We start from the raw sequence: 20,529 nt of genomic DNA, 5'->3' as shown, positions 1-20,529 counted from the left end.
TCCGTTCTCAGCGCCGGGCCAGCCAGCGCCGGCGTCCAGCCAGTCGCACGGCATCGCGCCAGCGACCTCCCTCCGGCGCGATGCGAGGCCACAACCGGAGCAACAGCTCGGCCGTGGCCAGCGTGTCGGCGGACGCCTGGTGCCGGGCCGGGCACCGGATGCCGAAATGCGCCATCCAGTCGTCCAGCGACCGGGCCCGCACCTCCTGGTGGGTCACAGCACAGAGATGGGCCAGGTCCAGCCAAGGGTTGACCAGCCGGCGTCCCAGGTGCCGCCGGCAATGCCGGTCGATCAGGGTTTCGTCGAAGGCGCTGTGAAAGGCCAGCAGCGGCGCCTCGCCAATGAAGTCCACAAAGGCCTGCAGCGCCGTCGCAGGCTCCACGCCGTCCCGCTGACGCTGCTCACCGATGCCGTGCAGGAGAATGTTGTCGTGATCAGACACCGCCTCCTGACGCAGCACCACCTCGAAGCTGTCGCCCAGCACAATCTCCGGCCGCGATGCCGGCGCAGGACCAACCCTGAGACCGATGGCCGCGATGGCCAGGAGCCGGTCATTCTTTGCGTCCAGTCCACTGGTCTCCACGTCGACGACCACCCAGCGTTCGGCGTCGGAAGAAGCTACCGGGTCCTGGGGCCCCCACCATGACCGCACCGACGCCAGCAGCGTTGCAATCATCGCTGGTAGTCGAGCTGCACACGCTGCTGCAGGCTACGCACCACCCGCAGCGTCTCCCGCAGGATGCGGCGGTCGATGTCGTTGAGTGCGCCCACCGCGATGCGGTTGGGGTTGTCGCCCACCGAGGCGCCATCGAGCTGGGCACGCAGACGGAGCATCTGCAGAAACTCGAACCCGGCCACCCAGGCCTGGTGTTCGCGGGCAGGGACGCCGAGCTTCGGACCCGCGGTTTCGAACCGCTCCCGGGTCGAGGTGGCTGCGATGCCGTTGGCCAGCGCGTACAGCCGGGCCACATCGACCAAGATAGCCGTACCCTGCAGCTTGAGATCCAGCGTGTCGAGACCATCCACCGGCTTGGTGTCGATCTGGCCACGCCAGTTCAACGGTGGTGCCTGCAACAGGCCATTGACTGCCAGCTGGCGGACAAACCGCGGGTTGGCCGACGCGCGCTGGGTCACGAAACCGCGCAGACTGGCGGCCATACCGGCCTGCCCGGTCAGGGCGCGAAAGTCGAAGTAGATGCTGGCGTTGAGCAGATCCTTGGGTGCGCCCTGCTCGATCCACTGCACGAAACGCTGCTGCCACTGGGACAGCGTCAGGCAGCAATCGGGGTTGCCCGCCATGATGTTGCCCCTGCACAGCGGATAGCCACAGGCGTCCAGGGCGTGGTTGATGTCCTGTGCCATGTGCAGCAAGGCGTCCCGCTCGCCGGGGTTCACGTCGTCGGCGAGTATCAGCGCATTGTCCTGGTCGGTGGCGATGGTCTGCTCGCCCCGCCCCTCGGACCCCAGGGCGATCCAGCAGAAGCACTGCAGGTCAAGACCGTGTTCGCCGGCCTTCAACGCCACCAGCCGGGTCGTCAGCAGGTCGTTGAGGTGGCTGATCAGCTGTGTCAGCTGCAGCGCCTGCACACCCTGGCCGAGCAAGTGGCGCGCAAACTCGCGGATGTCATGGGCCGCGGCCTGCAGGTCGGGAATGCCTGTCGCATGGCGAATGCGCTCGCTCACCTGGTTGAGGCTCATGCGCTGAAGGGCATAGAGGTCGCGCTCGGACACGATGCCCACCAGCCGCCCCTGCTGCGTCACGGGCACGTGGCGAATGCCCTTGGCCGACATCAGCAGCGCCGCTTCCTGGGCGCTGCGGTCGGACTCCAGCGTGTGCACCGGACCCACCATGACCGCCGACATCGGCACGTCCAGCGACACACCGGCCAGCGCGACGCGGTCCAGCACGTCGTAGCGGGTGAGGATGCCGACTGGGCGCTGCCCTTCGTCCACCACCAGCATCGACCCGATGCGCAACCGGTGCATGTCCTCCAGCGCCTGGCGCAGCGGCGTGCCGGGCGCGCAGCTGACCGGCGCGTGGCGGCACAGACGCTCCAGCGGTGTTTCCATCGACTGCTCGGCCAGAGCCCGCGATGCGTAGGCCGCCTGCAGCGCCGCGCGTGAAAGCTCCAGGAACCGCAGCACACGCCGGTTCAGGAAGTCCCCGAACACCGGACTGAGCTGCGCCAGCGCCTGCATCCGCTCGGCTGGCAGGCGCAGCACGAAGGTGTCTTCGGTGGCCAGGTAGGCGGTGCTGGTGGCGCGCTGGGCGAGCACCGCACTGATCGGGAACAGGTCACCGGCCTCGTACTCGAACGCCCCGCCTGCGACATCAGAAAGCCCCCGCTTGCCCACCACCGCGCCGCGACGGATGAAAAACAGTTCGCTGGCGGGCCCATCCTCTGGCCGAGCCAGTGCCTCGCCGGGAGCGAAGTACGCCTGCCGCGACGCCTCCACGAAGGCCCGGACGTGGCCCGCATCCATCTCGTCAAATGGGGGAAACCGGCCCAGCTCCGCCGCCAGCTGGTCCAGCAGCGAGGCGGACGGGCTGGGGGCAGAAGGTGCCAGGCTCACCGAGACTCCACGGGCTCCGGGAGATTGAGCTCCAGTGCTGATGGGTCTCCAGCGGTGGTGCCCAGGCGGGCCACTTTGGGCCCGACCGAGAGCAGTCGCAATTCGCCGTCGACCACACCACCCACCACCACGGGGCGCGGCGGCTGTCCATCGACGGCGATCAGCGCAGCACCGCTCTGGCCTGGCTGGCTTGCCAGCCCCAGAAGCCTGAAACGGGACGACAGAGGAGCCGTCGCCGGAGCGGTCGCCTGCGCCTCGGGCACGGCACCGAGCACGCGGGCGACGCCCGCTGCGTCCGACTGGATCGGCGGGGTTCCAAGGGCACCCACCGGAACCAGTGGTTCCCGGCCCCACAGCTGCAACATCCAGTAACCCGAAAGCAGCGCCACCACCAGCCAGAGCAGGCCGGCCGCGAGGCTTGCAAGGGAAGGTGTCTTGAGCATGAACACATTATCATCCACCTTCTCTGGCGCACCGCGCCGCGTGCTTCCGGGAGCCTGTCTTGAAATTCGCATCTGTCACTTCGATGTCCACCCCTGGTCCCTCGTCTGCGCACGGTCGGCGTCAGCGCGGTTTCACGCTGATCGAGCTGATGGTGGTGCTGGTCATCATTGGTGTGCTGGCGGCCCTCATCGTGCCCAACGTGCTGAACCGCGCCGACGATGCGCGCGTAACCGCCGCCAGGACGGACGTCAACAACCTCATGCAGGCGCTCAAGCTGTACAAGCTGGACAACCAGCGCTTTCCCACCGGCGCGCAAGGCCTGACCGCACTGGTGGCCCGGCCCACCGCTGCACCGGTGCCGCCCAACTGGCGCCCCTACCTCGACAAGCTGCCGGCCGACCCCTGGAACCAGCCCTACCAGTACGTGAACCCCGGTGTGCACGGCGAGGTGGACGTGCTGTCGCTGGGCGCCGATGGTCAACCCGGCGGAGAGGGCAAGGACGCCGACATCGGCAGCTGGCAGTGAACACCCGCACACGCGGCTTCACACTGCTGGAGCTGCTGGTGGTGGTGTCCATCATCGCGCTGGCCACCGCTGGCGTGAGTCTTTCCTTGCGGGACAGCGATTCCACGGCGCTGGAGAACGAGTCCCTCCGGCTGGCCGCACTGCTCGAGTCGGCGCGGGCGCAGTCGCGCGCCAGCGGCGTGCCGGTGCGCTGGAAACCCAATGGAGAGGGTTTCGAGTTCCAGGGCATCACCTCGCGCTCCAAGTCGGCGGACTCACTGACCAGACCCCGCAGCTGGCTTCACCCGGAAACACGGGTGCGCGTGGTCCAGCCGCCAGGCACCTCGGAGCTGCTGCTTGGGCCGGAACCGCTGATCGCGGCCCAGCGCATCGAACTGGCCCGAGGCGAGCAGCGCCTGGTGCTGGGCACAGACGGCCTCGCCCCCTTTGCCGTGATCGCAGAACCGGCCACGCCATGAACCGGCACAGCCGCGGCTTCACGCTGATCGAGATCCTCGTGGCCCTGGCCGTGGTGGCAGTGGCGCTGGCCGCCGGTTCCCAGGCCACCTCGGCACTCACACGGGCCGCCGCGCGCCAGAGCGACCAGTGGCTGGCGCAGCTGTGCGCCGAAAACGAGCTCATCCGGCTGCGCCTGCTGCGCCAGTTGCCGGGCACCGGTGAAAGCAGCAGCGAGTGCCTGCAGGCGGGCCGCACACTCAAAGTGAGGCTGTCCGTGCAGCCCACCCCCAACCCGAACTTCCAGCGCGTCGATGCGATCGTGGAGGGCGCGGTTGATGGCAACGAAGTCCGGCTGCTGAGCCTGTCGACCGTGATGGGACGGTACTGATGCGTACGGGTGACCGGACCCCACTGCGACGCGAACGGGGCTTCACGCTGGTCGAACTGCTGGTGGCGCTGGCGGTGATGTCCATGCTGGCCATGCTGAGCTGGCGTTCCATCGATGCCATGCAGCGGACCCAGACCCTGACCCAGGAGCGGGCCGACGAGCTGCTGCGGTTGCAGGCGGCGCTGGGACAGTGGGCCGCCGACCTGGACGCGCTGGTGGACACCAAGGAGCTCAGCCCGCTGGCGTTCGACGGCCGGGTGTTGCGCCTGACCCGGCGGGATGCCGCGGAAAGCGCGCTGCGCAGCGACGGCATCCGAGTGGTGGCCTGGACACGCATGCAGTCCGGCAATGCGGGCGCCCAGTGGATGCGCTGGCAGTCCGGCCCGATCAAGCGCCGGGACGAACTGGCCGATGCCTGGGCCAGGGCCGCGGCATGGATCGAATCGCCCGCGGAGATCGACGGCCGAGACACCCAGGTCGCGCTGGCGGCGATCGACCAGTGGCAGCTGTTCTATCACCGTGGTGAAACCTGGGGGAACCCGCAATCCTCCGTCGGAAACGAAAACGCAGGCGTCACCCTGGGGGGCGGCGACGCGATCCCCAACGGCGTGCGTCTGGTGCTGAACCTGTCGGCGGGAAGAGGCCTCTCCGGAACGCTGACCAGCGACTGGGTGCGCCCGTCCCTGCTGGCCGCACGCTGATGAAGAAGATGCGCGCTTCATCCAAAGAACGTGGTGCCGCCCTGCTGCTGGCCATGCTCACGGTGACCCTGGTGGCGACCCTGGCCTCCGCGGCCCTCTGGCAGCAGTGGCGGTCCTCCGAAGTCGAGGCCGCCGAGCGGCAGCGCCTTCAGGCCGGCTGGATCCTGGTGGGCGCCCTGGACTGGGCGCGGCTCATCCTGCGCGAAGACGGGCGCAGCAACCGCACCAGCGGGGCCGCCGACCACCTGGGCGAGCCGTGGGCGACGCCTCTGGAAGAAGCCCGGTTGTCCTCCTTCCTGGCCGCCGACAAGAACAACAGCGCGGACGACCTGATGCCCGCGTTTCTGTCCGGCGAAATCAAGGACGCCCAATCCCGGCTGAACTTCGGCAACCTCGTCAGGGTCAGCCAGACGGGTTCTCAATCGAAGGTCGAGCTGTCGTCCGCCGACCTTGCCATGTTCGAGCGGCTGTTCGCCCTGCTGAACCTGCCCAAGCCCGAACTGGAAGCGGCGTCGGCCAACCTGCTCAAAACCACCGAACGGGCCCTCAACGACCCGGAACCGTCCACCTCGCCGCTGACGCCCCAGCGCTTCGCCCAGCTGGCCTGGCTGGGCCTGAGTCCGAGCACCCTGCAGGCCCTGCGGCCCCATGTGACGGTCCTGCCCGAACGCACCCTGCTCAACCTGAACACCGTCACACCCGAGGTGCTCAGCGCCAGCGTGCCGGGCCTGGACCTGGCGCTGGCCCAGCAGGTGGTGGCTGCGCGGGACACCATGCCCTTCACCAAACTGGAGGATGCCATCCAGCGCATCCCTGGCGCCAGCCAGCAATCGGTCAGCAGCCAGCGCCATGATGTGCGCAGCCGGTTTTTTGAGGTGTACATCCGTCTTCGACTGGACGACACCGTGATCGAAGAACGCTCGCTGGTCCAGCGTGATGGCTTGAGAACCCGGGTGCACTGGCGCGAACGGGTGGCGCCATCATGAACATCAGCTTCATCCGCTGGCCCCGCCTCGTCCCTAAAATAGCCCTCCGCCCAGTACCCACGGGGCATTGCAGCCCCTCTATCACGTGCTGATCCTCACTCCGACCAACTTCAGCGCCGCCATGCCCACATCGACCTCGGTGCTGGACTGGGTGCTTTCTTCCAACGGACGGGTCGCGTCGGACCACGGGGGCTGCGCACTGTCGTTGCTGCCCGCCGACGACGATGTCGTGCTGGTGTTGCCGCCCCGCCTCGTGTCCTGGCACCGGGTGGCGCTGCCCAAGGTGGCGAGCGCCCGCGTGAGGGCTGCCCTGGACGGGATGCTGGAGGACCGGCTGCTGGATGATCCGGCGGAGCTTCACCTGGCCCTCGAACCGGGCAGCCGTCCAGGGCAGACGCTCTGGGTGGCCGCCTGCAACAAGGCCTGGCTCCAGGCCTGGCTCCAGACCCTCGAGGCCGCCGGACGGCCCGCCACCCGCATCGTGCCGGCCCTCTGGCCCACGTCGGCGGTCGATTCGGAACACGGCGAAACCGTGCACTGGGCGCACGACGAAGGCAACCGCGTCTGGCTGTCCACCGCCAGCCCGCTGGGGGTGCGCAGCATTCCCCTGCGCGAAAACGGTTCAAGCACCTACGGCGCCACCAGCAGGTTCGGCACCGACAGCTCCTTTGGTCCGGCCAGCACCTTCGGCGACTCCAGCTTCGGCAGTCTCGGATCGTCAACCGGCCGAGGCCCCGAGTACACCCTGACCGCAGCGTCCGACCCGGCCACCACGAGCTGGTTCGCGGACCCGTCGATCACCGGTCTGGCCGAACAGGTGTGCAACCAGCGTTTCGACCTCATGCCGACAGCCGACTGGCTGCTGCGCTGCGCGCAGTCCGACTGGAACCTCGCCCAGTTCGATCTCCGGCTGTCCAGCGGAGCGCGGCGCACGCAGCGCATGCGGCAGGGATGGCGCCACTTTGCCAGCGCCGCACCATGGAAGCCGGCGCGCTGGGCCCTGGTGGCGCTTGTGCTGACCGTCCTTGGCGGCGTGAACGCGATGGCCTGGAAAGAACGTTCGGCCCTCCAGGCCAAGCAACAGGCCATCCGGCAGACCTTGCAGAGCACCTTCCCCGAGGTCGGTCTCGTGCTGGACGCCCCGGTGCAGATGCAGCGCGAACTCACCCGGCTGCAGCAGGCCAGCGGCACCCTGTCGGCACAGGATCTCGAAGGCATGCTCGCCTTCATTGCGGCGACCGAGCCTGGCGCGTCTCTCAGCAGCATCGACTTCCTGAGCGGCGAAGCAAGACTGGGCATCGGGGGGCTGCCCGACGACCGCCTGTTGGCACTGCAACAGGCCATGGCCTCGCGGGGCTGGCAGGTCAGCTCGGATTCGGGCATGTTGAATGTCCAGGCGAAGGCCCCCTGATGTCTGCCAAACGATCTATCGCTGTGTCTTCGGCCTTCGCCCGGGTGGGCCAGCGCCTCGGTGCCTCCTTGCAAGGCCTGCCCGCCCGCCAGCAGAAGGCCCTGCGCCTTGCGGCCTGGGTGGTGGGTGTGGCCCTCTTGTGGTGGGTGGCACTGGCGCCGGCCGTGTCCACCCTGCGGCAGGCGCGCACACAGCACATCGAGCTGGACAAGTCCTTGGGGCGCATGCAGGAGATGGCGGCCAGCGCCGAAATCATCCGCACCCAGAACGCTGCCCCCGTGCCCGCACCCGAAGTGGCCAGGCAGGCGCTGGAGCAGGCCACCAGCGGACTGGGCGCCGGCGCGCAGCTCGCGCAGCAGGGCGACCGCGTCACCGTCACCCTGCGGGAGATTCCGGCCGCGACCCTGGCGCAGTGGCTGCAGCAGGTGCGCGTGAACGCCCGCGTGGTGCCGGTGCAAGTGCAGCTCCAGCGCAGCGGCAACAACCCCTCATGGACAGGACAGGTGGTGCTGGCCGGTCCGGGACTGGGGGGCCAATGACGGAACACCGCAAACCCGCACGCTGGGCCTGGCTGGGGGCCATCCTCGGCACGCTGCTCGCCCTGATCGCGTTTGCGCCCGCGTTGTGGGTGGGTGCCCTGCTCTCGCACTACACCAGCGGCAAGGTGCAATTGCTCAACACCGGGGGCACGGTTTGGAGCGGACATGGCGATGTGCTTCTGAGCGGCGGCGAGGGCAGCCGCGGCCAGACGGCGCTGCCACAGGGACTTCGCTGGAAGCTGCGTCCCGGCTGGTCCCAGGGCCCGGTGCTGCGCATGAGCCTGTCCTCGCCCTGCTGCACCGAACAACCGATGTCCATTGCCTTGCGCCCCAGCTTCGGCGGTGCACAGGTGCGTGTCGACGCCTTCAGCAGCCGCTGGCCGGCCGCCATGCTGGTCGGCCTGGGCACGCCGTGGAACACCCTGCGCATGGACGGGCAACTGCTGGTGCAGTCGCCCGGCTTTTCCCTGGCCCTGAACGGCGGGCGTCCCCGCCTGGACGGGCAGCTGGTGGTGGAGGCCCACGACCTCGCCACGCGCGTGTCCACCCTGCGCCCTCTGGGCAGCTACCGGGTCGAGTTCCGCTCGGCGGGGGATGGCGACAACGCCGCATTGAAGCTGGCCACGCTCAAAGGCGGCCTGCTGCTCGATGGCGATGGTCAGTGGTCGGGCGGGCGCCTGCGTTTCCGGGGTGTGGCATCGGCTGCGCCCGGCCAGGAGTCGGCCCTGGCCAACCTCCTGAGCATCATTGGCCGCCGCGATGGCGCCCGTACCCTGTTGACGTTTGGTTAACAGCCAGAGCGAGACTTCGCGATAGGATCAACAGATGAAATCGACCCATTCCCCTGCCGTGCTGGCACTGGCGCTCGCCGTGCTGACCGGTACCCTGGGCGCCCCGACCGCATGGGCCCAGTCCAAGAACGCTGCCGAGCCGGTCGTGCTCAACTTCGTCGGCGCCGAGATTGAAGCCGTGGCCCGCACCATGGCCACCATCACCGGACGCAATGTGGTGGTGGACCCGCGGGTCAAGGGCACCGTCAACCTGTCGACCGACAGGCCGGTGGCCCCCATCGTGGCTCTCAACCAGTTCGCCGCCGCGCTGCGCCTGCAGGGCTTCTCACTGATCGAAACCGGCGGCCTGTACAAGATCGTGCCCGAGGCCGACGCCAAGCTCCAGAGCAACACCGTCAGTGCCGGCCCGGTCAGCCAGCTGCCCGCCAGCAACCAGATCGTCACCCAGATCTTCCGGCTCAACCACGAATCCGCCAACAATCTGGTGCCCGTGCTGCGCCCGCTGATCGGGCCCAACAACACCATCAACGTCAACCCGGGCAACAACTCGCTGGTCATCACCGACTACGCCGACAACCTGCAGCGCATCGGTCGCATCATCGCGTCGCTGGACGTCTCCGGCGCCACCGATGTGGAAGTGATCCCGCTGCAGCACGCCCTGGCCGCCGACCTGGCCCCCATGGTGCTCAAGCTGATCGAGCCAGGCAGCACGGGCGTGGCCGCCGCCGGACAGGCGGGGGACACCTCGTACAAGACCACCCTGATCGCCGAACCCCGCAGCAACAGCCTCGTGTTGCGGGCCGCAAATCCCGCGCGCCTGGCCCTGGCCCGATCCCTGGTGGCCCAGCTGGACCGCCCGAGCAGCGTCGATGCGGCCGGCAACATCCATGTGGTCTACCTGAAGAACGCCGATGCGGTCAACCTCGCGGCCACGCTGCGGGCCGCCATGGCCGGCGAAGGCAGCGGCGGAGCGGCCGGGGCGACCGGCGTCACGACGGTGCGCAGCAGCACCGGCGGCATGTCCCAGACGCCCAGCACCGCCGCCAACCCCGCCACCACGCCGGTGACGGCGAGCGCCGGCCCGTCCACCGGCGGCCAGATCCAGGCCGACCCGGCGACCAACGCCCTGATCATCACTGCGCCCGAGCCGCAGTACCGCCAATTGCGCGCCGTGATCGACCAGCTGGATTCGCGCCGTGCGCAGGTCTATGTGGAGAGCCTGATCGCCGAAGTCAATGCCGACAAGGCCGCCGAGTTCGGCATCCAGTGGCAGGGCCCACTGGGCAACCTCGGCGAGAACACCGTGGGGCTGCTGGGCACCAACTTCGGCACCGGTGGCAACAACATCCTGACCAACCTGCTGCCCATCGCCCAGGCCGACACCGCCAAGATCCAGGCGCCCGGCACGGGCCTGAACTTCGGTATGGCCTCGCGCCGCAACGGCATCTACCTGCTGGGCTTCCTGGCGCGCTTCCTGCAGCAGAACGGCGACGGCAACATCCTGTCCACGCCCAACCTGCTGACGCTGGACAACGAGGAAGCCAAGATCGTGATCGGCCAGAACGTGCCGTTCGTGACCGGGCAATTCACCAACACCGGCGCCGGCAACGGCAACAACGGCTCGGTCAACCCGTTCCAGACCATCGAGCGCAAGGACGTGGGCCTGACGCTGCGCGTCAAGCCGCAGATCAGCGAGAACGGCACCATCAAAATGACCATCTTCCAGGAGGTCAGCAGCGTGCAGGCGTCGTCGGTCAACTCGACCACCGGCCTCATCACCAACAAGCGCACCATCGAATCGACCGTGCTGGTCGATGACGGCGGCATCGTGGTGCTGGGCGGCCTGCTGCAGGACGAATACTCCGGCAACCAGGAGAAGGTGCCCGGCCTGGGCGACATCCCGCTGTTTGGCAACCTCTTCAAGAGCGAGAGCCGCAACCGCAAGAAAACCAACCTGATGGTGTTCCTGCGGCCGGTGGTGTTGCGCGACGCCCGCGCCACCAACAGCTTCTCGCTCGACCGCTACGAACTGATGCGGTCGGCGCAGAAGGACGCGCAGCCTTCCTCCAGCGCTGTGGTTCCCGTGAATGTGGGTCCGGTCATGCCGCCGCAGCGTGCCCCCGAAAGCACACCCCCGGCCGCGCCTGCAGCCACTCCGGCATCGCCGGCTGCGCCGTCGAACTGACGGAGCCCCGATGAAACACCCGCTGCCCTATGCCTTCGCGCGCGAGAACCTCTGGCTGCTGGAAGAGGAGGACGGGCGGCTGACCCTGCGGGGCAGCTCCAGCGCCGCCGAGGACGAAGATGCGCAGACGCGCCGGCTGTCGGCGCTGTCGGAAATCCTCCGCTGCCACGACGTGGAGGAACTGCAGTGGGAGCCGGGCGAGTTGCTGGCCCAGCGCATCAGCGCGGCCTACGCACAGGGCGAGTCCAGCGCCGCGGCGGTGGTCAGCGAGGTGCAGAGCGACGCCGACCTCAGCCGCATGATGCAGGAGCTGCCGGCCATCGAAGACCTGCTGGAGACCGCCGACGACGCGCCCATCATCCGCATGCTCAACGCCCTGCTGACGCAGGCCGCGCGCGACGGGGCCAGCGACATCCACATCGAACCCTTCGAGCGCCATTCGAGCGTGCGCTTCCGCGTCGACGGCACGCTGCGCGAGGTGGTACAGCCCAACCGGGCGCTGCACGCTGCACTCATCTCGCGCCTGAAGATCATGGCCGAACTGGACATCTCCGAGAAGCGCCTGCCGCAGGACGGCCGCATCTCGCTGCGCATCGGCACCCGCGCGGTGGATGTGCGCGTCTCCACCCTGCCCAGCGCCCACGGCGAGCGCGCGGTGCTGCGCCTGCTGGACAAGAGCGAGAGCCGCCTCAACCTGGAAGCGGTCGGCATGCAGGGCGATGTGCTGGAGCGCTTCGAGAAGCTGATCCACCAACCGCACGGCATCATCCTCGTGACAGGGCCGACCGGCTCGGGCAAGACCACCACGCTGTACGCCTCGCTGCAGCGGCTGGACGCGACGCAGCAGAACATCATGACGGTCGAGGACCCGATCGAGTACGAGCTGCCCGGCATCGGCCAGACCCAGGTCAACGCCAAGATCGACCTCGACTTCGCCCGCGCCCTGCGCGCCATCCTGCGCCAGGACCCGGACGTGGTCATGATCGGCGAGATCCGCGACTTCGAGACCGCGCAGATCGCCATCCAGGCCTCCCTCACCGGTCACCTGGTGCTGGCCACGCTGCACACCAACGATTCGGTCAGCGCCGTCACGCGCCTGATCGACATGGGCGTCGAGCCCTTCCTGCTCAGCAGCTCGCTGCTGGGCGTGCTGGCGCAGCGCCTGGTGCGCAAGCTCTGCCCGAAGTGCAAGCGCCAGGATGCCAACGGCCGCTGGCACCCGGTGGGCTGCGCGCACTGCAACCAGACCGGCTACAAGGGCCGCACCGGCATCTACGAGCTGCTGGTGACCGGTGACAAGATCCGCTCGCTCATCCACAACCGCGCCGCCGAAAGCAAGATTTTTGTGGCCGCCGAAGCCGCCGGCCTGCGCACCATGCGCGCCGACGGTCAGCGGCTGATCGACGAAGGCATCACTTCGGAAGCCGAAGTCCTGAGCGTGACGAGAGACTGAGCGTTCTCATGCCCGCCTATTCCTTCGAAGCGCTGAACGCGCAGGGCGCGACGCAGAAAGGCCTGATCGACGCCGACACCGCCAAGGCGGCGCGCAGCATGCTGCGGGGCCGGGGCCTGGTGCCGCTGGCGGTCGAGCCGGCGGTGTCATCCAACAGTGGTGGCCGTGGCAGCGGCCTGAACATGACGCTATGGGGCGGCCGTGTCTTCAACGCCACCACACTGGCGGTCTGGACCCGGCAGCTCGCCGGCCTGGTGTCCTCGGGCCTGCCACTGGAACGTGCGCTCTCGGCCCTGGCCGAGGAAGCCGAAAAAGACGAGCAGCGCCGCCTGGTCGCCAGCCTGCGGGCCGAGGTCAACGCCGGGGCGTCGTTCGCCACCGCGCTTGGCCAGCACCCGCGCGAGTTCTCGCCCATCTACACCGGCGTCATCGCGGCCGGCGAGCAGAGCGGGCAGCTGGGCACGGTGCTGGAAAGCCTGGCCGACGACCTCGAAACCCGCGAGGCCCTCAAGAACAAGCTGATCGGCGCCTCGCTCTACCCGGCCATCGTCACCGTGGTGGCGATCGTGATCGTGGTGTTCCTGGTCAGCTACGTGGTGCCGCAGGTGGCGGGCGTGTTCGCAGGCAGCAAGCGCGCCCTGCCCTTCCTGACCGTGGTGATGCTGGCCATCAGCGACTTCGTGCGCAACTACGGCTGGCTCATGCTGGGCCTGCTGGTGCTGGCCGGTGTGGGGCTGGCCCTGGCCCGGCGCAACGACGCGCTGCGACTGCGCATGGACGCCGCCTGGCTGCGCCTGCCCCTGGTGGGGCGCCTGGCGCGCGGCTACAACGCAGCCCGTTTCGCCGCCACGCTGGCCATGCTGGCGGCGGCCGGCGTGCCCATCCTGCGGGCGCTGCAGACCGCGGCAGAAACCCTGTCCAACCGCTCGATGCGCGCCGACGCGCTGGACGCTCTGGTGCTGGTGCGCGAAGGTGCGCCGCTGGCGTCCGCGCTGGCCAGCAAGAAGCGCTTTCCGCCGCTGGTGGCCATGTTCGCGCGGCTGGGCGAGCAGACCGGCCAGCTGCCGGTGATGCTGCAGCGCGCCGCGGTTCAGCTCGGCGCCGAGGTGCAGCGCCGCGCCATGCACCTGGCGACCATCCTGGAGCCACTGCTGATCGTGGCCATGGGTGTGGTCGTGATGCTGATCGTGCTGGCGGTGCTGATGCCCATCATCCAGCTCAACCAACTCGTCAAGTAAACATGCCGGTCACCCTGGACGGACAGCTCGTCGTCGCCATTTCCTCGCGCGCCCTGTTCGACTTCGAGGAAGAGAACCGCGTTTTCGAAACCGGTGACGACCGGGCCTACATGAAGCTGCAGCTGGACCGGCTGGAGCAGCCCGCCCAGCCGGGCGTGGCCTTCTCGCTGGTGAAGAAGCTGCTGGCCTTCAACGACCCGCAGGCCCAGCGGGTCGAGGTGGTGATCCTCTCGCGCAACGACCCGGTCTCGGGCATGCGGGTGTTCCGCTCGGCACAACACTACGGCCTGCCGATCCAGCGCGGCAGCTTCACGCGCGGCCAGCCGCCCTGGCGCTACCTGCGGCCACTGCGCGCCAACCTGTTCCTATCCACCCACCTGGCCGATGTGCGCGCCGCGCTCGACGCCGGCGTGCCGGCCGCGCAGGTCTACCCGCAGTCGGTGCGCGCCAGCGATGCCCACCCGCACGAGGTGCGCATCGCCTTCGACGGCGACGCGGTGCTGTTCTCCGACGAGGCCGAGCGCGTGTTCCAGGCACAGGGTCTCAACGCCTTCCAGCAGCACGAGCGCGACAAGGCCGCACAGCCGCTGGCCGGCGGACCGTTCAAGCCCCTGCTCGAAGCCCTGCACCGACTGCAGGCCGAAGGCACGAACGCCATGCGCATCCGCACCGCGCTGGTCACGGCGCGCTCGGCGCCGGCCCACGAACGGGCCATCCGCACCCTGATGGACTGGGGCATCGACGTGGACGAGGCCATGTTCCTCGGCGGCCTGCCCAAAGGGCCGTTTCTGCGCGAGTTCGAACCCGACTTTTTCTTCGACGACCAGACCGGCCACATCGAATCGGCCTCGCTCCATGTGCCCGCCGGGCACGTGGCCAGCGGCATTTCGAACGACTGACCCATGAACAAATTCCAGAGCTTTCGCGCCTTCGCGCGCAAGGTGCTTGCGCTCGCCGTGCCCTACTTCAACTCGGAAGAAAAGTGGCGGGCGCGCGGCCTGCTGGCGGCGATCATCGTGCTGAACCTGGCCGCGGTGTACATGCTGGTGCTGCTCAACGAGTGGAACCGCGTCTTCTACGACGCGCTGCAGAACAAGGACCAGGTCACCTTCTGGCGCGAGCTGGGCCGCTTCACCTACCTGGCGTTCGGCTTCATCATCATCGCGGTCTACCGCTTCTACCTGCGCCAGGTGCTGGAGATGCGCTGGCGCACCTGGATGACCAAGCACTACCTCGACCGCTGGCTGTCCAACAAGGCCTTCTACCAGCTCGAACTGCACCGCTTCGCCAAGGACACCGACGCGCCGCCCGACAACCCTGACCAGCGCATCGCCGAGGATCTGAACCTGTTCACCAGCTCGACGCTGGGCCTGTCCATGGGCCTGCTGAGCTCGGTGATCACGCTGGTGAGCTTTGTCGGCATCCTCTGGACGCTCTCGGGCAGTTTCTCGTTCGATTTCAACGGCGGCTCCTACACCATCCCCGGCTTCATGGTCTGGATGGCGGTGCTGTACTGCGCGGTCGGCAGCGTGCTGGCGCACTACATCGGCCGGCCGCAGATCAAGCTCAACTTCCAGCAGCAGCGGGTGGAGGCCGACTTCCGGGTGCACCTGGTGCGCGTGCGCGAATACAGCGAATCGATCGCGCTGGACCGCGGCGAACCGGTGGAGCGCCAGCACCTGGGCGAGCGCTTCGGCGCGGTGCTGGACAACTACTGGCAGCTCATCAAGGCGCAGAAGCGCCTGATCTGGTTCACCAACGGCTTCGGTCAGGCCGCCGTGGTGTTTCCCTTCATCGTGGCCGCGCCGCGCTTCTTCAGCGGCGCAATCCAGCTGGGCGAGCTGATGCAGATTTCCTCAGCCTTCGGCCGGGTGCAGGACTCGCTGTCCTGGTTCGTCGACAACTACGACGCGCTGGCCGCCTGGCGCGCCACCACCGACCGGATCACCAGCTTCGAGGAAAGCTTCCAGGCGCTGCAGGCGGCGCCGCTGCAATCGGCGCCGGCCACCGAGGCCGACACACTGCAGATCGACTCACTGGATCTGGCGCTGCCGGGCGGCGTCGCGCTGGTGTCGGCCGGCGGGCTGAGCCTGAAGGCGGGCGACAGCCTGCTGGTCAAGGGGCCCTCGGGCAGCGGCAAGTCGACCCTGTTCCGGGCCCTGGCTGGCATCTGGCCCTGGGCGAAAGGCCAGCTGCAAAAGCCGGCCGACTTCGAACAGCGCGTGATGTTCCTGCCGCAGCGGCCCTACTTCCCCGTGGGCAGCCTGCGCAAGGCGCTGGCCTACCCCGAACCGGCCGACCGCTACGGCGATGAACAGCTGCGGCAGGCGCTGGTCGACGCCCTGCTGCCGCATCTGGCCGACCGGCTGGACGAAGAAGACAGCTGGGGCCAGAAGCTCTCGGGCGGCGAGCAGCAGCGGCTGGCGGTGGCGCGCGCCCTGCTCAAGCAGCCGCGCTGGCTGTTTGTCGACGAAGCGACCAGCGCGCTGGACGAGGCGGCCGAACACGCGGTCTACGAAAAGCTGCAGGCGCTGGTCCGGTCGCAGAACGGTGCCCTGGTGTCCATCGCCCACCGGCCCACGGTGGCTGCCTTCCATGCCCGGCGCTGGGAGCTGGAACCCGGCGCCGCGGATGGGGCCCGTTTCGCCCTGGCGGCGCGCTGAGCGACGGCTGGTAACACTCTCGGCCAGCCAGGCCTTGCGCAGCCGGTTGCGCCGTCGTAGGCTGGGTCCTTTCTGTGGTGGAGACACGCCGTGGGCACACACCTGCCGTCTGCGGCCAGGCGCCAGTCGGCCGCCCGTCACCAGGCCCTGCAACAGTACAAGGCCCGGGCCGACCGGTACGACAGCGAACTGGAACCGTTCGAACCCCTGCGCCGGGAGGCAATTCAGCGCCTGGACCTGCGGCCCGGCGAGACCGTGATCGACGTGGGCTGTGGCACGGGCCTGAGCTTCGGGCCGCTGCTCGACCAGCTCGGCCCCCGCGGCCACATAATCGGCATCGAGCAATGTCCCGAGATGATGGCCCAGGCACGCCTGCGCTTTTCCGACCAGCGCGCACAACAGCTGCGGCTGGTGCAGGCACCGGTGGAAGAGGCGCAATGGCCGGGCCAGGCCCACGCCGCCCTGTTCCACTTCACGCACGACATCCTGCGCAACCCGCGCGCACTCGACAACGTGCTGACGCACCTCGCGCCCGGCGCGCGCGTGGTCGCCACCGGACTTCAGTGGGCCGCGCCCTGGGTCTGGCCGGTCAACCTCTTCGTGCTCGGCGCGGCGCTGTATTCGGTGAGTTCGCTGGACGGCCTGGCGCAGCCCTGGAGCGAACTGGCCCCGCGGCTCGAAGGCTTCGAGGTGCACCCCACCTGGATGGGTGGCATCTTCATGGCCACCGGTGTCTGGCCGGGCCGGGCGCCCTGAACCCGGGGCGCTGGGCCAGAGGCGGGCTCAGGGCACCTCCGCTGCGTGGCAGGCCACGCAGAGCTTGTTGCCCTCGGTGTCGCGGAAGTAGGCCCCGTAGTAGTTCGAGTGGTATTCGGGCCGCAGGCCCGGCGGCCCTTCGCAGCGACCGCCATGGGCCAGTGCGGCCGCGTGGGCGAGGTCGACCATGGCGCGGCTACTGGCCATGAAGGCTGTCATCGCCCCGTTGCCCGGCGTGTGCGGCTGGCCATCGAAGGGGGTGCCGATCAGCAGCAGCGGGCGCGGGTCGGGCGACGACTGCCAGCCGGCCCAGGGGCGCCCGGGTTCGCAGAAGCGCTCCTGCACACCGAGCACCGGCATCAAGGCGCGGTAGAACGCCAGTGCCCGCGGGAAGTCCGACACGCCGATGAAGATGTGGGAAAACATGCGGTGCGCTCTCCTTGGAACAGGCTTCAGACCCGTGTCCGCAGTTCCTGCATCGTCGTCACGAGCAGGCGCAGGCCGAAGGCGCCGACCAGGCCGGCCGCCCCGCGGTTGAACACCGTGCGCCCGCGCTGGTAGGCGGACTGGACGCGGCCGTGCGAGAACGCGAGCGCCAGGAACACGTGCCAGACCACCGCGTTGAACCAGCACAGCAGCACCGCGCCGGCCAGCACCGCAGGCCCCGGCGAGGGCGGCAGCGCGGTGGCGAACACGCTGCCGAAGAACAGCGCCGTCTTGGGGTTGAAGACGTTGGTGACGAAGCCCATGCGGAACGCCGCCGCGCGGCTCGTCGTCACGGCCTTCACCTCGGTGGCGACCGCCGCTGGCGACTGCCACAGTTTCCACGCGACGTAGCACAGGTAGGCGCCCCCGGCGATCTGGAACGCCTGGCGCAGCGCCGGGTGGGCGGAAAACGCCGCCCCCATGCCCAGGATCGCCAGCAAGGCCCAGAGAAAGGTCACGGTGGTGATGCCCGCCACCGCCGCCAGCGACACACTGCGCGGACTGCCCGCCGCCAGCTGCAGGATCAGCACGAAATTCACGCCCGGCGTGACCAGGGCAACCCAGTGCAGCACGGCGATGGTGAGGAAGGTGGTGAGCATGGCAGGTCGGTTCTTGAATGCCTCAATGGAAGCTGATTTCCCGGGCACAGACCACCCGGTTCCTGCGCCCCGGGTACGACAGCCAGGGCAGCACCGCGTTGAACTCGCGCACGATGGCATCGGCTTCGACCACGGTGCCCTCGCCGGTGTCGAGGCGTTTGGCGATATGGCCGTCGCCGATCAGCGTGAGGTCGTAGCCGCGTTCCAGTGCGGCGTAGGCGGTGGCGCGGATGCACCAGCCGGTGACGGCCCCGCACAGCACGATGTGGGCGACCCCGCGCGCCGCCAGCTCGGCCTCCAGCGTGGTCTGTTCGAACGATGAGTTGTGCTGCTTGTAGACGCGGATGTCGTCCACCTGCGGCGCCAGCGCCGGCACCCACTGCCATTCGGCGCTGCCCCGGGGCAACTCCTCGTCGTCGTGCTGCACCCAGATGATGGGCACACCCGCATCGCGGGCCTTGCGCACCGCGAGCTTGATGTGGTCGAGCTGTCGGGATATGTCGCCCGCGGCGGCGACGACGCCAACCTGCACGTCGACGATGAGCAATGCGGACCGGTTGCCCGTTCGAATGGTGGCCATGCGCTGGATCTCCCAAAAGTGGGCCACAGTCTAAAGGCGGCACCGGCCCGCGGACCGTCCGCGCCTCACCCCAGCGGGTTGATCACCCCGGCGGCCGGTATGTTGCCCTGCCCCTTCATGCTCTCGACGAACTTGAACAGGTCGGTCATGGTGAAGTGGGTTCCCGCCTTCGGCAGGTCGCGCGGCGTGCCGGCGTTGAGCACGCTTTCCGGATCGTCCTTGATCAGGCCCACGATCACTTCGGCCACGATGGCACCGCCGATCGGCCCCAGGTGCTGACCGCCTTCCAGCACCTCGGCCTCCTTGAGGATGTAGAACCACAGCGGCGTCTGGTGGGTCAGGTGGTGCTTCTTGACCACGGCCCCGGCGGTGCCGGATTGCAGCTGCGCCGCCGTCAGCGGCGCGATGCCCATGCGCGCGGCCACCGCCTGGCCTGGCGGCAGCTTGTAGTGTTTCGCGCCGCGCAGCAGGTTCAGCTGCGCCAGGAACGGCGAGTCGGGGGCGTTGCCGATGCGCAGCCGGTCGGTGAGCGCGGCGTCGATGGCGAAGGCCCGCTGCGCCGTGGCGCCCAGGCCGTCGAACATCTGCCGCCAGTCGAGCAGCCAGTTGGTGGGGTAGCGCGTGCCGCCGAGAAACCCCCCGTCGCCGGTGAAGGTGAAGGCCAGCCGGAAGTCCGCGAGCTGGGGCCCCGCGGCGAAGTTGAACACCTTGTTGAAGTGGTAGGCCGGGCGGACCATGCTGTGGCCGAAACGGTAGGCCGCGCCTGAGAACTCCAGCGGCATGTAGGGCGAGCTGGCGAGATAGCCCGGGCCGATCAGGTAGTACTTGAGCTCCTTGAGCGCGTTCTTCACCGCCTTGGCGCCCGCCACCGCCGGCAGGTACTCGTGCAGCACGATCTGCTGGTAGTGGTGGGTCACCACCTTGCGCACATCGGCGAACGAGAGTTCGGGAAAGCGCAGGCTGACCGCGTTGTGGAAGTGCAGCATGGTGCGGTGCAGCTGCGCCACGATGAGGTTCTCGTCGTTGCGCTTGTCGCCCAGAACCGCCGTGCGCTCGGGCAGGCCGTCGGCCACCCGCGGCAGGTCGTAGAGCGCACCGTCCAGCGCCTGCACCTGCGCGTCGCCCCCTCCTGGCGCGGCCGCGGGCACCCTCTGCGCCGGCCCCACCAGCATCTGTGCCGAGGCGGTGGTGGTGTTGCGCTGGTACAGATAGGGCTGGTCGCGCGGGCCGGAGCCGTACACGCTGTCCAGGTCGAGCGCGGGGGTGCGGAAGTTGACCAGGTCGTCCACGTCCACCGCGTTCTCGCCCAGACTGGTGGGGTCGAAGGTCATGTCGTGGTCGACGAACTGGCCGAAGTAGGTGAAGCCGGCGGGAATGACGCCGTCCTTGCGTTCGGCCACGTGCATGGCCTCGCCCAGTTCGCGCAGGATGACCTCGTCCCGGGCGGGATCGCCGGTGGTCCAGGGCACGGCGGCGAGTTCGGGGAAGAGCAGGCCGAAGCGGCCCGGCTTCTGGAGGTTGCTGCGGGTGGGGTTGGCGTTGTCGGTGCTGTACCCGTGGCTGCGGGCGTGGGGTTTCTGATCCATCGTGACACTCCTGAAAGGCGCGGACATGGTCCGCTCAGACATGGATGACAGATTCACGTGGGCGAAGGCTGCTCCCCAGAGCTTGTACTTCTGCAGCGCTGCTCTCGATGATCCGCCGCGGTGCCGGGCGGGCGCCATCGTGCGGCGCGGTTCCAGCGGCGGCGATGCTATGCCCGCCCCCCCCC

21 protein-coding genes are annotated in these 20,529 nt (G+C 68.7%); 14 read left to right on the top strand and 7 right to left on the bottom strand.

What is annotated here, in order from left to right:
• Window positions 1–7: 7 nt before the first annotated feature.
• From HPS01S_RS06310 to HPS01S_RS21730, 3 genes are read right to left on the bottom strand one after another with little or no spacing between them, the layout of a single operon-like run.
• Entirely contained in the window at window positions 8–676 is a 669-nt protein-coding gene (locus HPS01S_RS06310) for a 3'-5' exonuclease (protein WP_084397118.1), read from the bottom strand.
• Window positions 673–2,574 (bottom strand): DUF294 nucleotidyltransferase-like domain-containing protein, encoded by a 1,902-nt coding sequence (locus HPS01S_RS06305; protein ID WP_255284171.1) that lies wholly within the window; start codon window positions 2,572–2,574, stop codon window positions 673–675. Before HPS01S_RS06305 ends, HPS01S_RS06310 begins: the two co-directional genes overlap by 4 nt.
• Window positions 2,571–3,017, bottom strand: coding sequence for a general secretion pathway protein C (locus HPS01S_RS21730; protein ID WP_127804358.1), 447 nt, complete (start codon window positions 3,015–3,017; stop codon window positions 2,571–2,573). The genes HPS01S_RS06305 and HPS01S_RS21730 overlap by 4 nt, the downstream gene beginning before the upstream one ends.
• An 83-nt stretch (window positions 3,018–3,100) precedes the next feature.
• On the opposite strand from HPS01S_RS21730, the gene gspG reads away from it, so the two are divergent.
• From gspG to HPS01S_RS06235, 14 genes are all read left to right on the top strand, one after another.
• On the top strand, window positions 3,101–3,544 hold the full coding sequence (gene gspG, locus HPS01S_RS06300) for a type II secretion system major pseudopilin GspG (protein WP_066152656.1): 444 nt from the start codon (window positions 3,101–3,103) through the stop codon (window positions 3,542–3,544).
• Entirely contained in the window at window positions 3,541–4,002 is a 462-nt protein-coding gene (locus HPS01S_RS06295; RefSeq protein WP_241559688.1) for a prepilin-type N-terminal cleavage/methylation domain-containing protein, read from the top strand. Before gspG ends, HPS01S_RS06295 begins: the two co-directional genes overlap by 4 nt.
• Window positions 3,999–4,370 (top strand): type II secretion system minor pseudopilin GspI, encoded by a 372-nt coding sequence (gspI, locus tag HPS01S_RS06290; protein ID WP_066152653.1) that lies wholly within the window; start codon window positions 3,999–4,001, stop codon window positions 4,368–4,370. Before HPS01S_RS06295 ends, gspI begins: the two co-directional genes overlap by 4 nt.
• Window positions 4,370–5,071, top strand: coding sequence for a PulJ/GspJ family protein (locus HPS01S_RS06285; RefSeq protein ID WP_084397116.1), 702 nt, complete (start codon window positions 4,370–4,372; stop codon window positions 5,069–5,071). The genes gspI and HPS01S_RS06285 overlap by 1 nt, the downstream gene beginning before the upstream one ends.
• A gap of 8 nt (window positions 5,072–5,079) precedes the next feature.
• Complete coding sequence (gspK, locus tag HPS01S_RS06280) at window positions 5,080–6,057, top strand: type II secretion system minor pseudopilin GspK (protein WP_066153381.1); 978 nt, start codon at window positions 5,080–5,082, stop codon at window positions 6,055–6,057.
• 85 nt (window positions 6,058–6,142) lie between these two features.
• On the top strand, window positions 6,143–7,468 hold the full coding sequence (gene gspL, locus HPS01S_RS06275; protein ID WP_066152649.1) for a type II secretion system protein GspL: 1,326 nt from the start codon (window positions 6,143–6,145) through the stop codon (window positions 7,466–7,468).
• Window positions 7,468–8,007: a type II secretion system protein M gene (locus HPS01S_RS06270; RefSeq protein WP_084397115.1), complete on the top strand. Its 540-nt coding sequence runs from the start codon at window positions 7,468–7,470 to the stop codon at window positions 8,005–8,007. Before gspL ends, HPS01S_RS06270 begins: the two co-directional genes overlap by 1 nt.
• Window positions 8,004–8,798: a type II secretion system protein N gene (gene gspN / locus HPS01S_RS06265; RefSeq protein ID WP_066152643.1), complete on the top strand. Its 795-nt coding sequence runs from the start codon at window positions 8,004–8,006 to the stop codon at window positions 8,796–8,798. The genes HPS01S_RS06270 and gspN overlap by 4 nt, the downstream gene beginning before the upstream one ends.
• Window positions 8,799–8,832: 34 nt before the next feature.
• On the top strand, window positions 8,833–10,983 hold the full coding sequence (gene gspD, locus HPS01S_RS06260; protein WP_066152640.1) for a type II secretion system secretin GspD: 2,151 nt from the start codon (window positions 8,833–8,835) through the stop codon (window positions 10,981–10,983).
• A gap of 10 nt (window positions 10,984–10,993) precedes the next feature.
• Window positions 10,994–12,436, top strand: coding sequence for a type II secretion system ATPase GspE (gene gspE / locus HPS01S_RS06255; protein WP_066152637.1), 1,443 nt, complete (start codon window positions 10,994–10,996; stop codon window positions 12,434–12,436).
• Between the two features lie 8 nt (window positions 12,437–12,444).
• A complete protein-coding gene (gspF, locus tag HPS01S_RS06250; protein ID WP_066152634.1) occupies window positions 12,445–13,674 on the top strand; it encodes a type II secretion system inner membrane protein GspF in 1,230 nt (409 codons plus the stop codon).
• Between the two features lie 2 nt (window positions 13,675–13,676).
• Window positions 13,677–14,573 (top strand): 5'-nucleotidase, encoded by an 897-nt coding sequence (locus tag HPS01S_RS06245; protein ID WP_066152631.1) that lies wholly within the window; start codon window positions 13,677–13,679, stop codon window positions 14,571–14,573.
• Between the two features lie 3 nt (window positions 14,574–14,576).
• Entirely contained in the window at window positions 14,577–16,337 is a 1,761-nt protein-coding gene (locus HPS01S_RS06240; RefSeq protein ID WP_066152628.1) for an ABC transporter ATP-binding protein/permease, read from the top strand.
• Window positions 16,338–16,427: 90 nt separating this feature from the next.
• Window positions 16,428–17,093: a class I SAM-dependent DNA methyltransferase gene (locus tag HPS01S_RS06235; protein WP_255284170.1), complete on the top strand. Its 666-nt coding sequence runs from the start codon at window positions 16,428–16,430 to the stop codon at window positions 17,091–17,093.
• Between the two features lie 27 nt (window positions 17,094–17,120).
• On the opposite strand, the gene HPS01S_RS06230 is transcribed toward HPS01S_RS06235, so the two are convergent.
• The 4 genes from HPS01S_RS06230 to HPS01S_RS06215 form a co-directional block, all read right to left on the bottom strand.
• A complete protein-coding gene (locus HPS01S_RS06230; RefSeq protein ID WP_066152625.1) occupies window positions 17,121–17,519 on the bottom strand; it encodes a VOC family protein in 399 nt (132 codons plus the stop codon).
• A gap of 26 nt (window positions 17,520–17,545) precedes the next feature.
• Complete coding sequence (locus HPS01S_RS06225) at window positions 17,546–18,178, bottom strand: LysE family translocator (protein WP_066152622.1); 633 nt, start codon at window positions 18,176–18,178, stop codon at window positions 17,546–17,548.
• Window positions 18,179–18,200: 22 nt separating this feature from the next.
• Window positions 18,201–18,758 (bottom strand): isochorismatase family protein, encoded by a 558-nt coding sequence (locus tag HPS01S_RS06220; RefSeq protein WP_143434340.1) that lies wholly within the window; start codon window positions 18,756–18,758, stop codon window positions 18,201–18,203.
• 65 nt (window positions 18,759–18,823) lie between these two features.
• Complete coding sequence (locus HPS01S_RS06215) at window positions 18,824–20,344, bottom strand: peroxidase family protein (RefSeq protein ID WP_066152614.1); 1,521 nt, start codon at window positions 20,342–20,344, stop codon at window positions 18,824–18,826.
• Window positions 20,345–20,529: the final 185 nt, after the last annotated feature.

It is taken from the genome of Hydrogenophaga pseudoflava NBRC 102511 (genome assembly GCF_001592285.1).
GTDB classification, from domain to species: domain Bacteria; phylum Pseudomonadota; class Gammaproteobacteria; order Burkholderiales; family Burkholderiaceae_C; genus Hydrogenophaga; species Hydrogenophaga pseudoflava.
The sequence above is the reverse complement of the archived record's forward strand: the minus strand, read 5'-3'. Positions and strand labels throughout refer to the sequence as shown.